This window comes from Amycolatopsis sp. NPDC049159 (assembly GCF_040648295.1).
In the GTDB taxonomy this organism is placed as follows: domain Bacteria; phylum Actinomycetota; class Actinomycetes; order Mycobacteriales; family Pseudonocardiaceae; genus Amycolatopsis; species Amycolatopsis pretoriensis_A.
Map to the genome: position 1 here is coordinate 359157 of NZ_JBEZDL010000005.1, position 13493 is coordinate 372649.

The 13493-nt window shown below is 71.1% G+C and carries 14 protein-coding genes; 8 read left to right on the forward strand and 6 right to left on the reverse strand.

The genetic code is table 11. The annotated features are described in order from the left end of the window. Window positions 1–17 precede the first annotated feature (17 nt). Window positions 18–800: a DUF1684 domain-containing protein gene (locus tag AB0B33_RS12645; protein WP_360770252.1), complete on the forward strand. Its 783-nt coding sequence runs from the start codon at window positions 18–20 to the stop codon at window positions 798–800. A gap of 5 nt (window positions 801–805) precedes the next feature. On the opposite strand, the gene AB0B33_RS12650 is transcribed toward AB0B33_RS12645, so the two are convergent. From AB0B33_RS12650 to AB0B33_RS12665, 4 genes are all read right to left on the reverse strand, one after another. Continuing rightward, the gene (locus AB0B33_RS12650) at window positions 806–1291 is read right to left on the reverse strand and encodes a hypothetical protein (RefSeq protein WP_360770254.1); all 486 of its coding nucleotides are present in this window, start codon (window positions 1289–1291) and stop codon (window positions 806–808) included. 121 nt (window positions 1292–1412) lie between these two features. Beyond that, window positions 1413–2642: a hypothetical protein gene (locus tag AB0B33_RS12655; RefSeq protein WP_360770256.1), complete on the reverse strand. Its 1230-nt coding sequence runs from the start codon at window positions 2640–2642 to the stop codon at window positions 1413–1415. 25 nt (window positions 2643–2667) lie between these two features. Further along, the gene (locus AB0B33_RS12660; RefSeq protein WP_360770259.1) at window positions 2668–3489 is read right to left on the reverse strand and encodes a restriction endonuclease; all 822 of its coding nucleotides are present in this window, start codon (window positions 3487–3489) and stop codon (window positions 2668–2670) included. 3 nt (window positions 3490–3492) lie between these two features. After that, complete coding sequence (locus tag AB0B33_RS12665) at window positions 3493–4170, reverse strand: MBL fold metallo-hydrolase (protein ID WP_360770262.1); 678 nt, start codon at window positions 4168–4170, stop codon at window positions 3493–3495. 110 nt (window positions 4171–4280) lie between these two features. Here AB0B33_RS12665 and AB0B33_RS12670 point away from each other — a divergent pair, with 110 nt between their 5' ends. Then, window positions 4281–5486, forward strand: coding sequence for an acyltransferase (locus AB0B33_RS12670; protein WP_360770265.1), 1206 nt, complete (start codon window positions 4281–4283; stop codon window positions 5484–5486). Between the two features lie 76 nt (window positions 5487–5562). Then, window positions 5563–8424 carry an excinuclease ABC subunit UvrA gene (gene uvrA, locus AB0B33_RS12675; protein WP_247021448.1) on the forward strand — a complete coding sequence of 954 codons (2862 nt, stop codon included), beginning with the start codon at window positions 5563–5565 and terminating at the stop codon, window positions 8422–8424. A 4-nt stretch (window positions 8425–8428) separates the two neighbouring features. Here the strand turns inward: uvrA and AB0B33_RS12680 are convergent, their stop codons facing one another. After that, window positions 8429–8962, reverse strand: a complete 534-nt coding sequence (locus AB0B33_RS12680) for a fibronectin type III domain-containing protein (protein ID WP_360770268.1) — start codon at window positions 8960–8962, stop codon at window positions 8429–8431. Window positions 8963–9183: 221 nt separating this feature from the next. Between AB0B33_RS12680 and AB0B33_RS12685 the strand changes: the two genes are divergently transcribed. The 4 genes from AB0B33_RS12685 (at window position 9184) to AB0B33_RS12700 (ending at window position 11550) form a co-directional block, all read left to right on the forward strand. Continuing rightward, on the forward strand, window positions 9184–9687 hold the full coding sequence (locus AB0B33_RS12685; RefSeq protein ID WP_247021452.1) for a hypothetical protein: 504 nt from the start codon (window positions 9184–9186) through the stop codon (window positions 9685–9687). A gap of 146 nt (window positions 9688–9833) precedes the next feature. Then, complete coding sequence (locus tag AB0B33_RS12690; protein WP_247025062.1) at window positions 9834–10385, forward strand: sigma-70 family RNA polymerase sigma factor; 552 nt, start codon at window positions 9834–9836, stop codon at window positions 10383–10385. After that, window positions 10382–11101, forward strand: coding sequence for a zf-HC2 domain-containing protein (locus AB0B33_RS12695; RefSeq protein ID WP_360770271.1), 720 nt, complete (start codon window positions 10382–10384; stop codon window positions 11099–11101). Before AB0B33_RS12690 ends, AB0B33_RS12695 begins: the two co-directional genes overlap by 4 nt. Then, window positions 11098–11550, forward strand: coding sequence for an SRPBCC family protein (locus tag AB0B33_RS12700; protein WP_360770274.1), 453 nt, complete (start codon window positions 11098–11100; stop codon window positions 11548–11550). Before AB0B33_RS12695 ends, AB0B33_RS12700 begins: the two co-directional genes overlap by 4 nt. 6 nt (window positions 11551–11556) lie before the next feature. Here AB0B33_RS12700 and AB0B33_RS12705 read toward each other — a convergent pair whose 3' ends face one another. Then, a complete protein-coding gene (locus AB0B33_RS12705) occupies window positions 11557–12981 on the reverse strand; it encodes an MFS transporter (RefSeq protein ID WP_360770277.1) in 1425 nt (474 codons plus the stop codon). 105 nt (window positions 12982–13086) lie between these two features. Here AB0B33_RS12705 and AB0B33_RS12710 point away from each other — a divergent pair, with 105 nt between their 5' ends. Beyond that, complete coding sequence (locus AB0B33_RS12710) at window positions 13087–13479, forward strand: helix-turn-helix domain-containing protein (RefSeq protein WP_360770279.1); 393 nt, start codon at window positions 13087–13089, stop codon at window positions 13477–13479. Window positions 13480–13493 lie beyond the last annotated feature (14 nt).

Here is a 13493-nt window from a genome sequence, read left to right on the forward strand (position 1 = left end):
ATGGGAAGGGGCTCGCGATGAGCACGTTCACGCAGGAGTGGCAGGACTGGAAGACGCAGCGCGAGGAGGACCTCGCCGCTCCGCACGGCTGGCTGGCGCTGGTGTCGCTGGACTGGCTGACCGAGTCCCCGCGCGAGTACCCCGGCATCGCGGGCCGCTGGTGGCAGGACGCCGACGCGGCCTACGTCGACCCGGCCGGCGCTTCGCTGACGTACGAGGGCGCGCCGATCACGGACGTACAGCGTTTCGAGCTGGTCAACAGCGGCGCGGGCACGCGGGTGCTGGCGGGCGACGTCGAGATCGAGGTGGCCCGCCGCTCCGGTTACCTGATCCGCGTGCACGACCCGAAGGCCGAGGTGCTGCGCGGGTTCCACGGCATCCCGGCGTACGAACCTTCGCCGTCCTGGGTGCTTCCGGGGCGGTTCGAGGCCTTCGACGAGCCGCGGCCGACGACCGTGGGCGCGGTCGTGGAGGGCCTCAGCCACGTGTACACGGCGCCGGGCGTGGTCCGCTTTTCCCGCGACGGGCAGTCGCACACGCTGACGGCGTTCAACGGCAAGGACGGCGGCTTCAGCATCCTGTTCACCGACGGGACGAGCGGGGTGACGACGTACGCGGCGAACCGCTCGCTGCCGGTCGGCGCGCCGGCAGCGGACGGTTCGGTGACGCTGGACTTCAACCGCGCGGTGAACCTCCCGTGCGCGTTCACGGACTTCGCGACGTGCCCCCTCCCGCCGGCGGGCAACAACCTGCCGTTCGCGGTCGAGGCGGGGGAGAAGATCCCGTACGAGCGCGGTTGACGCGCTCAGTGCGCGACGTCGATGACGACGCGGTTGGGCGCGGTGAGCGTGAAGACGTTCACCGCGCTCCGCGCCCGCACCCCGACCCCGACGGTGAGGTGCGCCTCGAAGTCCCCGGTGACGGCGACGGCCATGACGTTGGCGAGGTTCCGCGTCCGGAACTTCTGCGGCCCGGCGTAGGTGGGCTGCCCAGCGGCGTTGTGCGCGGCGGCGGGCGTGGCGGAGACGTTGATGAAGTATTCGCCGGTGAGCCAGACGATTTCCCCGCTCGGATCGGCGGTGAGCTCGTCGACGAGCTGGTAGCTGACGGTCGGGGCGGGTCCGGAGCTGAGGTCGAGCACGATCCGGTCGAAGCCGGGGTTGAGCCCGGTCCGGATGTTCGTCATGGCGGGAACGACGGGATCGGCGGCTCGAGCGGGCGCGGCGGCGGCGATGGTGCCGGCGATCAGGACGACGACACCGGCGAACGCGCGGCGGGTGGTGGTGGACATGGTGGGCCTCCTGGCGGAGCGAACCGGTGGAAGCCCCAGCGCTGGGGTCTTGGGGGGACGTCCGATTCGTCCGGGAAGTTGCCCGGCTGTCCGCGATCGTTACCCGGCTGCTCCGAACGTGTCAGCCGCGGACCAGGGAAAAGATCGTCCCGTCGGCCGTCGTGGAGAGCACCTCGGGTGATTCGGGTGCCCGGCGCTCGCTGCCCGCCTCGAGCCGGTCGGCGAACGCTCGTTGCGCTTCCATCACCTCGCCGGCGTCCCCGTCGGTGAGCTGGTCGTCGACCGACTCGTCGATGCCGTACCGGACGGTGAGCCGTTCGCTGCCGAAGCCGAACTCGAGGCTGGTGCCGCGCGCGGTTCCGACCGGGGTCTCGAACGTCACCCGGTCTCGTGGCTGCCGTTCGATCCGGCTCCGCATCACCTGGGGTGCCCACCGCTCGATCGCGCCGAGGTTGCCGCCGAAGTCGGCGAGCACGGCCCAGGAGGCTCGGACGGCGGCATTGGCGATCTCGGCCGCCGAGACGTCCACGCGGTCGGACTCGAGGCGAAAGCTCCGGCCGCGATCGATCGATTCCCCGTCCACGCGGTAAGAAGGTTCGTCGTCGTCACCCGGATCCACCGCCAGGTACGACGTGCGGCTTTCTCCGGTGACCACGGCGGTGGCCAGCCCCTGCGGCACCCGGCCGCCGACGGTGACCCCGTCGAGCCGGCCGACGGCGCGAGCGAGCTGGGACACCGCGTTGCCGGCGTTCTTAGTCCCCTTGCATTCGAGCACGCGCAGGACGTAACGACCGCTGTCGCGCCGGTCGGCACCGATGAGGAGGTAGTCGGCGCGCCGGGTGCCGATGTGCTGGACCGCCGAGCTCGGCCCGAAGACGAAGCGGGCGTCGAGGGCCACATCGATGTCGACCACGCTGCGCAGGGTCGCGGCACTGGTGCTGTCGAACCAGCGCGCGGCCAGCGCGGCACCGAAGCCGATCCCCATCTCTTCGGAGGTGACGCGCCGCTGGTTGCCGGAAATGCGGCGCCCCGCCGCGCTCAGCGCGAGGTTCGGCAAGTGCGAGTGCGAGTAGTCGTGGGCGAAGAAGCCCAGGTAGCGCAGCAGGCCCCACCACAGGTACCGGTCGAGCACGTCGTCGTGGTACCGCGGCCGCGTCACGTAGGACAGCCAGTGCAGGGCTTCGATCGGACGGAGGGTTATGCCGCTCTCCAGGCCGGCCGCGGGGGAAAGAGCCTTCCGGGGCGGGCTGAACTCTTTGCGCTTCCGCAGCTGCCGGATCAGGGCGTCGTCGCTTTGCCCCGGCAGGTGCACCGCCGTATCGACGACGCTGAACGCGTCTTCGAGGTTCATTCCCGTCCTCCCCCTTCGCCGGGCGCTATCCGGCTGCGCCCACCGGCTCCCGCGTCAGGTGCTCCAGCCGCAGCGGCCAGTCCGGTCCGAGGTGCTCGTCCAGCGTGCGCACGAGCCTCGACCCGTCGACGAGCTCCACCCGCCCGCTCTTCGCCGCCAGCTCCTCGGCCGCCCGCGTGAAGGTGCTCGCCGTGACGACGACGCACCCGCCCGAAGTCGTCCCGAGCACCGACCGCACGACGTCGACGCCGACCCGCTGGTGGTGGCACTCGACCGCCTCGCCGGAACACACCGACCCGGCCAGCCGCTCGAACCCCACCGGACCCAGCGTGAAAAGCAGCTCGCGCCGCGCCTCCGCCGAAGCCGGCAAACCGAGGTACCGAGCCCGGATCAACGCTTCGGCGTCGTCAGTCGCGTGCGCCACCGCGGCCGGCATCGAGCGGGCGTGGGCCACGAAGTACGCCTCCGTCGCCTGCAACGCCGAGTGCGGGTGGTCCGGCAGGAGATCCAGCACCCACCGGATCCCGGCCCACGGCGGCTGGTCCGTGCGGTTCGCGTAGAAAGCCTCGATCCGCCTGAAGTGGGGATCGCCGTTCGTGGCGCCCGTAGCCCGCGCCACTGCCAGCCGCGAGTGGTCGTCCGGGGTCGCGCACGCAGGCATCAGCAGGTGCCTGAGCACCAGGTCGAACTCGGCGTCCGGACGCTCCTCGGCCGTCGCGACGAACTCGTCCCTCGTCGCGACGTCCGGGAAGCTCCAGGTCCGCTTCAGCACCGCGCCGGCCGGGCTGTCCGCGTACGCCGACAACTCGGCCAGCCAGCCCGCCAGCCTCGGTGAGTCACCTCTCATGGGTCACCAGCCGCGCTCGCGCCATTCCGCCAGCTTGGCCCGCTCCGCGCCCAGCGTCGAGTCGTCGCCGTGGCCCGGGTAGAACCACGTCTCGTCCGGGAGCTCGTCGAAGATCCGGGACGAGACGTCTCCGAGCAGCGACTGGAAGTCCTCCGGGGACGTCGTCCGCCCGATGCCGCCCGGGAAGAGCGAGTCTCCCGTGAACAGGTGCGGGTGGCCGGACGGGTCGCGGTACAGCAGGGCGATCGAACCCGGTGTGTGCCCCCGCAGGTGGATCACCGAAAGGGTGACCTGGCCCACCGAGAGGGTGTCGCCGTGCTCGACCAGGAAGTCCGGTGGCACCGGCAACGGCGCGGCGTCCAGCGGGTGGGCCGCCGTGTTGGCGCCGTTCGCACCGGCCACCGCGCCCAGTGCCTGCCAGTGGTCCTGGTGCTGGTGGGTCGTCACGACCGTCTTCAGCGCCGGCCGGTCGGGGCCGTGGCCGATCAGGTCGGAGATGCGCTCCGGGTCGCTCGCCGCGTCGATGAGCAGGGCTTCGTTGTCCGCCCGGCACACCAGCAGGTACGTGTTGTTGTCCATCGGGCCGACGGACAGCTTGGTGATGGTCAGCTCGTCCAGCGTGCGCCGGGTGGCGTCGCCGCCCGGCTCGACGTGCCCGGTGTAGGTGTCCACGATGTTCACCGTGCACACGGTAGTCGTTTCACTCCAACCGGTTCCACCCGCACAAGCGCGCGGCCGCCCCGCCACGTAGGCTCACGGCGACCCCCAGCCAGCCCGACCTCAGGACGACCGTGCCCACCTCCCCGACGCCGCGCCGGATCAGCTGGGACCTCCTCCGCGTCGTCGCCGTTCTCGCGGTCATCCTCGGGCACGTCACCCACCAGGGCGCCCTGCTGCACCCCGAACTCACGGGGTACCCCTTCCGGGTGACAGCGCAGTTCGGCGCCGCGATCCTCCTGGTGATCTCCGCCTTCTTCGTTTGCGCCAGCCTCCGCAAGGGCAATCCGCGCCGGTGGCTGTGGAACCGCGTCGCGCGCCTCGTACCCGCGTACCTGGTCGCCGTCCTCGTGACCTACGTCGTGACGCGGTGGGCGGCCATCTCCTTCAGCGGCCTGCCCTACCCGCCCGGCGTGACCGGCTTCCTGTTCGGCGTGCCGCAGGGCCCGCCGTCGAACCCGTCGCCCTGGTACATCCCCACCGGGCTGGACCTGGTCACCAACCTCGGCATGGTGCAGGAGTGGGGCATCCGCTCGGGCGCGTTCTACTACCTCGACGGCTCTTACTGGACGCTGCCCGTCCAGCTCATGGCCTTCACCGGCGCGGCCCTGCTGTGGCCGCGGTCGTGGCGCACCCACCGGCTGACCGTCGCCCTGCTCTGGGCGCTGATCCTGGTGCCGCTCGCGCTGCGCTTCGCGGTCTTCCCGCCGGGGACGGCGAGCCCGCTCGTCGAGACCTTCTTCTACGGCCTCGGCCTGCACCGGCTGCACGTCTTCGCCATCGGCGTCGCGATCTGGCTGTGGTCGCGGCGGCGGCTGAAGAACTGGCACGCCGCGCTGTTCGTCTTCGCCGCCGTCGCCGCGCAGGACCTGCAGGTCTTCCCGTTCCACGTCGCGCTGCCGCAGGACGCCCTGCGCTGGCCGTCCACGATCGGGTTCGCCGTGCTCCTGCTGCTGGTCTGCGTGGCCGCCCGCGGCCCGGACTGGCGGTTCCCCGGGCTGGCCCGGATCGCCCCGGCCGTCACCTGGCTCGCGGGCATCTCGTATGGTCTTTACCTGGTGCACCAGGAACTGGGCTACATCCTGGCCCGCGCCCTGCTCGACCTCGGGCTCCCCGGCTGGCTGCGGCTCCCCGCGGTCGTCGGCGCCGCCGTGCTGGCCGGCTGGGCGGTCACCGCAGGGGTCGAACGCCCGGCCCACCGGTGGCTCACCGCCCGCCGGAAGCCCGCAAAACCGCAGGTGGAAGACGCGGAGCCAGTTTCTGTCGGTGGTGGCTCGTAGCATGGATCGCGGCCACCCGTGCAGCCTGACACCGGGTCGGCGACCGCAACTGAGAATGACTTGAGAGGACCCTGGCGTGGCTGATCGCCTCGTTGTTCGCGGTGCCCGCGAGCACAACCTCCGCGGCGTGGATCTCGACCTGCCCCGCGACAGCCTGATCGTGTTCACCGGCCTGTCCGGGTCGGGGAAGTCGAGCCTCGCCTTCGACACCATCTTCGCCGAGGGGCAGCGCCGCTACGTCGAGTCGCTCTCGGCGTACGCCCGGCAGTTCCTCGGGCAGATGGACAAGCCGGACGTCGACTTCATCGAGGGCCTCTCGCCCGCGGTGTCCATCGACCAGAAGTCCACTTCGCGCAACCCGCGTTCGACCGTCGGCACGATCACCGAGGTCTACGACTACCTGCGGCTGCTCTACGCCCGCGCCGGCAAGGCGCACTGCCCCAAGTGCGGCGAGGCGATCAGCAAGCAGACCCCGCAGCAGATCGTCGACCAGGTGCTGGAGATGGACGAAGGCGTCCGCTTCCAGGTGCTCGCGCCGGTGGTGCGCGGGCGCAAGGGCGAGTACGTCGACCTGTTCGAGAACCTGCAGCAGCAGGGCTACGCGCGCGTGGTCGTCGACGGCACGGTCCACGCCCTCACCGACCCGCCGAAGCTGAAGAAGCAGGAAAAGCACCAGATCGGCGTGGTCATCGACCGCCTGAGCGTGAAGTCGTCTTCGCGCCAGCGGCTCACCGACTCGGTCGAGACGGCGCTGCGCCTGGCCGACGGGCTGATCGAGCTCGAGTTCGTCGACCTGCCGGAGAACGACCCGCACCGCATCCGCGGCTTCTCCGAGAACCTCGCCTGCCCCAACGGCCACCCGCTGGCCATCGAAGACCTCGAGCCCCGCTCGTTCTCCTTCAACTCGCCCTACGGCGCCTGCCCCGAGTGCACCGGCATCGGCATCCGCAAGGAGGTCGACCCGGAGCTGGTGGTCCCGGACGACGAGCTGTCGCTGGCCGAGGGCGCGATCGCGCCGTGGTCGGGCGGGCAGAGCGCGGACTACTTCATCCGCCTGCTCGAGTCGCTGTCGGAGACCATCGGCTTCCGGATGGACATGCCGTGGCGCCGGCTGCCCGCGCGGGCCCAGAAGGCGGTGCTGCACGGCGTCGACGAGCAGGTCCACGTCCGCTACAAGAACCGCTACGGCCGCCAGCGCTCGTACTACGCGGCCTTCGAGGGCGTCATCCCGTTCCTCGAGCGGCGCCAGGAGCAGACCGAGTCCGAGTACATGCGCGAGCGGTACGAGGGCTACATGCGTGAGGTGCCGTGCCCCGCGTGCCAGGGCACCCGGCTCAAGCCGGAGATCCTCGCGGTGACGCTGGCGCACAAGACCCGCGGCGACATGTCGATCGCCGAGGTCTGCGCGCTGTCCATCGCGGAGGCGTCGCAGTTCCTCGACGAGCTGGAGCTCGGGCAGCGCGAGTCGATGATCGCCGGCGCGGTGCTCAAGGAGATCCAGGCGCGGCTGCGCTTCCTGCTCGACGTCGGCCTGACGTACCTCTCGCTCGACCGCGCGTCCGCCACCCTTTCGGGTGGAGAAGCGCAGCGGATCCGGCTCGCGACGCAGATCGGTTCGGGCCTCGTCGGCGTGCTCTACGTGCTCGACGAGCCGTCGATCGGCCTGCACCAGCGCGACAACCACCGTCTGATCGAGACGCTGACCCGGCTGCGGAACCTGGGCAACACGCTGATCGTCGTGGAGCACGACGAAGACACGATCCGCTCGAGCGACTGGGTGGTCGACATCGGCCCGGGCGCGGGCGAGCACGGCGGCCACATCGTCCACAGTGGACCGTACAAGAAGCTGCTGAAGAGCAAGGAATCGCTGACCGGGCAGTACCTGTCCGGCCGCCGGAAGATCGACATCCCGGCGATCCGGCGCCCGATCGACAAGAAGCGGCAGCTGACCGTCGTCGGCGCGCGCGAGCACAACCTGCGCGGGCTGGACGTCTCGTTCCCGCTCGGCTGCCTGGTCTCGGTCACCGGCGTGTCCGGCTCGGGCAAGTCGACGCTGGTCAACGACATCCTCGCGACGGTGCTGGCGAACAAGCTCAACGGCGCGCGCCAGGTGCCGGGCCGCCACACCCGCGTGAACGGCCTCGGCCACGTCGACAAGCTGGTGCGCGTCGACCAGTCGCCGATCGGGCGGACCCCGCGGTCCAACCCGGCCACCTACACCGGCGTCTGGGACCACGTCCGCAAGCTCTTCGCCGCGACCACCGAGGCGAAGGTCCGCGGCTACCAGCAGGGCCGGTTCTCCTTCAACGTCAAGGGCGGGCGCTGCGAGGCGTGCGCGGGCGACGGCACGATCAAGATCGAGATGAACTTCCTCCCGGACGTCTACGTCCCCTGCGAGGTCTGCAAGGGCGCGCGGTACAACCGGGAAACCCTCGAGGTGCACTACAAGGGCAAGACCGTCTCCGACGTGCTCGACATGCCCATCGAGGAGGCCGCGGAGTTCTTCGAGCCGATCAAGGCCATCCACCGCCACCTGCAGACCCTGGTGGACGTCGGCCTCGGCTACGTCCGGCTCGGGCAGCCCGCGCCGACGCTGTCGGGCGGTGAGGCGCAGCGCGTCAAGCTGGCCAGCGAACTGCAGAAGCGCTCGACCGGCAAGACGGTGTACATCCTCGACGAGCCGACCACCGGCCTGCACTTCGAGGACATCAACAAGCTGATCGGCGTGATCAACGGGCTGGTCGACAAGGGCAACTCGGTCATCGTGATCGAGCACAACCTCGACGTGATCAAGACGTCCGACTGGATCATCGACATGGGTCCCGAGGGCGGCTCGGGCGGTGGCACGGTGATCGCCGAGGGCACGCCGGAGCACGTCGCCGGGGTCGAGGCCAGCTACACGGGCGAGTTCCTGCGGACCGTCCTCACGGCGGAGTAGCGGCTCACCGCTCCTTCCCGGTGGTCCGGTGGACCACCGGGGAGAGCGGGCCGTAGTGCAGCGCCCGGAGCCGGTAGGCCGACCGCTCCTCGCCGGGCAGCAGCGAAAGCGCGCACGTCGTCTCATCCGGGCCGGTCACCTCGACCGGGTCGAAGTCCGGCGCGCCCGGCCGCCGCACCTCCAGCAGGAAGCCGGCTTCGTCCGGCGAGCGGTCGGCCCAGGTGAACGTCACCGTGTCGCCCGACGTCACCGCCTTCAGGTCCGTCGAGACCGGGCCGGTGAACGGCTGCACCCGGTAGTAGAACGGCGTCTCCGGGATCAGGTCCGGGTGGTGGTAGCTCGTCGTGTGCGCGGGCAGGAACCGCAGCGTCGTCCACGGGCCCGCCGGGTCGTTCGCGTACTCGACGCGGTGCCCGGCGCCGTCGTCCGGCCAGCTGAGCACCACGTCGGTGGGTGAAGTCAGCGACGCCGTGAAAGCGGGAGCCGGCGAGCAGCCCGCCACCAGCAAGGCGACCAGCAGGAGGGGTTTCACGCGCACGGCGGCTCCCGGGACGGCGGGGGCGGCGGCGGACCCGCTCAGCTTAGGAACCGCGCCCGCACGCCGACAAGATCGTGCCGATCACCGGGACGCACCAATCCGCCCGCGCGGCGGCGCCGAAAGGGGCGAAACCCGGCTGAACCGTTCTTCGCGACCGTCCGTGTTCCCAGGTGTCGAGGTCCGCCGGACGGCGGTGCCGCCCTCACCGAGGAGAGAACGTCATGAACCGTATCCGGCCGGTCGTCGTCAGCGCGGTCGCGCTCGTCGCCGTCGCCACGTTGTCCGCCTGCGGTGAAATGGCCGACGGTGCCCAAGGGCCGCAACACGGGGAGCCGGGGCACAAGATGCTCGCGGTCGCCACGATCAACGGTGTCGGCGCGGTCGTGACCGACGCCGACGGCAAGACGCTCTACCGGTTCGACAAGGACCTCTCGCAGCCGCCGACGTCCAACTGCGACGGGGAGTGCGCGACCTCCTGGCCGCCGCTGCTCGCCGGGGTGGCCACGCCGATGCTCAAGGGCATCCAGGACACCCAGGTCGGCACGACGACCCGCAAGGACGGCAGCAAGCAGATCACGCTCAACGGCTGGCCGCTGTACGAGTTCTCCGGCGACAAGACCGCGGGCGACCTGAACGGCCAGGGTGCCAACGGCACGTGGTTCGCGGTCGCCCCGGACGGCAGCAAGATCACCGCGGGCGGCAAGGCCGGCGGGTCCGGGTACTGACCACCGACGGGTTTCCGGGCAGAACGAGGAAGGACGGGCAGCCGATGAACACCATGGTCGCGCTGCGCTCGACGCACGCACCGCCGGTGGAGCTGAGGGTTGCACTACTGTCCTCGACGACTCAGAACACCGTCGGGAGGACGAGGGTGGCCATAGGAGGCAGGCGGCCTAAGAAGGCCAAAGGCGAAGACCTGATTCGGCAGCTGTACACCGAACACGGGCGAAGCCTGCTGGCCTACGCGACGAGGCTGACCGGGGATCGTGCGGCGGCCGAGGACGTGGTCCAGGAGACGCTGGTCCGAGCGTGGAAACACGCGGACGACTTGCAGAACGACGGGAAGGGCTCGGTGCGCGGCTGGTTGCTGACCGTCGCGCGCAACCTGGTCACCGACCGGGCACGGGCCCGGGCGGCCCGGCCCCAAGAGGTGGCCGAACCGGCCGAAGGCGTGCCGACCCCGGCTGTCGAGCGCGATCACGCCCAGGGCGTGGTCGACTCGATGACCGTGCTCGGCGCGATGGACGGGCTGTCCAACGAGCACCGAGAGGTCCTGGTGGAGATCTACTACCGGGGACGGACGGTGGCCGAAGCGGCGAGAACACTGGGCGTCGCACCGGGTACCGTGAAGTCAAGGTCCTACTACGCACTGAGAGCACTGAGAGCAGCGATGATTTCGAGCGGAACGGAGGTGGCGCGATGAACTCGGTCGACGACAGTCACACGCAGCTCGGCGCGTACGCCCTCGGCGCGCTCGATCCCGGGGAGGCGGCCGACTTCGAGCGGCGGCACCTGCAGACCTGCGCGCAGTGCCGGTTCGACCTGAACGAGCTCGTGGCTCTGCGCGAGTCACTCGACGAGGTACCGCCCGAGGCGTTCCTCGACGGGCCGCCCGAAGGCGGGGACCTGCTGCTGCAGAAGACCCTGCGCCGGGTGCGCGACGAGGAAGAGGCGGCGCCGGCGCGCTCGGGCCGCTCGTCGTCCCGGCGGGGCCTGGCCCTGGTGGCGGCGGCGGTGCTGGTGGTGGCCGCGCTCGGCGGCGGGGTCCTGGTCGGACGGCAGACGAGTTCCACGCCCGACCTCGCGATCCCCGCGCCGCCGACGAACGTCCCGGGCACGAAGAGCGTCGAAGGCCGGGATCCGACGACCGGCGTGCAGCTGGCCGCTTCGGTGAGCCCGTTCCAGGGCTGGGTCCGGGTGAACGTCGCCGTGAAGGGCGTCCAGGCCGGGGAGAAGTGCCTGCTGCAGGTCACCACGAAGGGCGGCCAGTCGGTGACCGCCGGCAGCTGGCAGGTGTCGGAGAAGTGGGAGAGCCAGGGCTTCTCGCTCGACGGGTCCGCGCTGGTCGCGCCCGACGACGTCAAGTCGGTCGACATCGTCACGGTGGACGGCCGGAAGCTGGTCTCGGCCCAGGTGTGACGGCTTCGGCGGGCGCGAGCTACCGGTTCCGCAGCACGTGGCTGCTGCCGGGAAGCGGGCCCGAGCGGGTGTTCGGCGTGGTCACCGACCTCGCCGGCTACCCGCGGTGGTGGTCGGACGTCCGCGCGGTGCGCCGCGTGGACGACGACACCGCCGAACTGGTCTGCCGGTCCCGGCTGCCGTTCCGGCTCGTCGTCCGGATGCACCGCGACCACCAGGACGAGCGCACGGGCCTGATGCGGGTCAGGCTCAGCGGCGACCTCGACGGGGTACTGACCGGTGCGGTCCGCGCGGCGGGCGCGGGCACACTGCTGGAGATCACCCAGGACGTCCAGGCCCGCAAGGAGTTGCTGCGGCGCCTCGACGTGGTGGCCCGGCCGCTGTTCCGCGCGAACCACGCGCTGATGATGCGGCGGGGCCACCGCGGCCTTTCGTCCTACTTGGCCTGAGGCGGGTCAGGCGTGACCGGCGGTGCAGACCGCGGGTTCCGCGGCGGAAGCCGGCGGAGCGGGAACCGTGCGGCGGGCCAGCACCAGCGCTCCCAGCGCCACCGCGGCCACCAGGAAGCCCGCGCTCACCCCGTACGCCAGCCGGAACCCGGCCGCCAAGGCCTCGCGGTCGTCGGCGCCGCCGAGAGACGCCGTGCGGGACGCCGCCACCGAAGCCAGCACCGCCGTGCCGATCGCCGCGCCCACCTGCTGGGTCGTGGTGATCAGGCCGGACGCCACTCCCGCGTCCGACGCTGGGACGTCCGACATCGCCAGTCCCATCAGCGCCGGGATCGCCGCGCCCGCGCCGAGGCCCATCACCAGCAGCGGCGGCAGCACGCCGGTGAAGTAGTTGCCGCCGACCTGCGTCAGCAGCAGCAGGCCCGCGATCACCAGGCCCAGGCCGGACAGCAGCACCGTCCGCGGCCCGAACCGCGCCGACAGCTTGTCCGCGAAGCCCAGCGACGCCACCGCGATCACCAGCGGCACCGGCAGGAACGCGACGCCGGTGCGCAGCGCGTCGAGGCCCAGCACCTGCTGCAGGTACAACGCCGTCACGAACTGGAAGCCGAGCATGCCGGCGACCATCAGCACCATCACCAGGTTCGCGCCGGTCACCGCGCGGATCCGGAACAGCCGCAGCGGCAGCAGCGGCGTGCGCGCCTTCGCCTGCCGCACCACGAACGCGGCCAGCAGGCCGGCCGCCGCGGCCAGTGCGCCCCACGCCGCCGACGAAACCGCGTACACGCCGAGCATCACGGCGCCGGTGACCAGGACCGCGCCGAGCAGGTCCAAGCCCGCCCGGAGGCCGGTGCCGCGATCCGGGGCAACCACGCGGACGGCCAGCAGCAGCGCGGCGAAGCCGATCGGCAGGTTGACGTAGAACGTCCAGTGCCAGTTCAGCGCCTGCGTCAGCGCGCCGCCCGCGATCAGCCCGATCGACGCGCCCGCCGCCTGCGTGAAGCTGTAGACGCCGATCGCCTTCGCCCGGGCCCGCGGCTCCGGGTACATCGTCACGATCATCCCGAGCACCACGGCCGACGCGAGCGCCCCGCCGATGCCCTGGACGAACCGCGAGACGACGAGCACGCCCGCGTTCGCCGAGAGCCCGGCCACCAGGGACGCGGCGGTGAACAGCGCCAGCCCGCCGAGGAAGACGCGGCGGCGGCCGAGCAGGTCGCCGAGCCGCCCGGAGATCAGGAGCAGACCGCCGAAGGCGACCAGGTAGGCGGTGACCACCCAGGCCAGCCCGGCGGGCGTGAACCCCAGGTCGGCCTGGATGGCGGGCAGCGCCACCGCGACGATGCTGCTGTCGAGCACGACCATCAGCGAGGCGGCGCACAGCACCGCCAAGGCGAGGCCGCGCGAGCGGGTGGGGTGGTTCTCGGCCATGTCGGGCCCCTCCAGTTGAGCGTTCCCCCTGGTCGTCGCCAGGGCACTTCTTGTAACAGTGCCCATCATGTGTGACCATGGGTGACCGCGTAAGGAGGCACTTCCATGTCCCAGGGGAACATCGGTGTACCTGTCCAGGTCACGGAGATCGACCCGGAAAAACTCGATGTCTGCACCGTGCTGGAGGTCATCAACCGGATCAGCGGGAAGTGGGCGATCGGCATCCTGCTGGAGGCGATCCGCGGGCCCGTGCGGTTCACCGAGCTGGAACGCGCGGTCAACGGGATCAGCCGCCGGATGCTGACCCTGACGCTGCGCAACCTCGAGCGCGACGGCCTGCTGAAGCGCACGATCTACCCGACGGTCCCGCCGCGCGTGGAGTACGAAGCCACGCCGATGGCGAAGGAGCTGTACCAGTCGCTCAACGGCCTGCTCGGCTGGGCGGAGCGGCACCGCGACGACATCGCCGAAGCGCGCGTCGCCTACGACGCGGCCTGAAAACGTGGAAACGG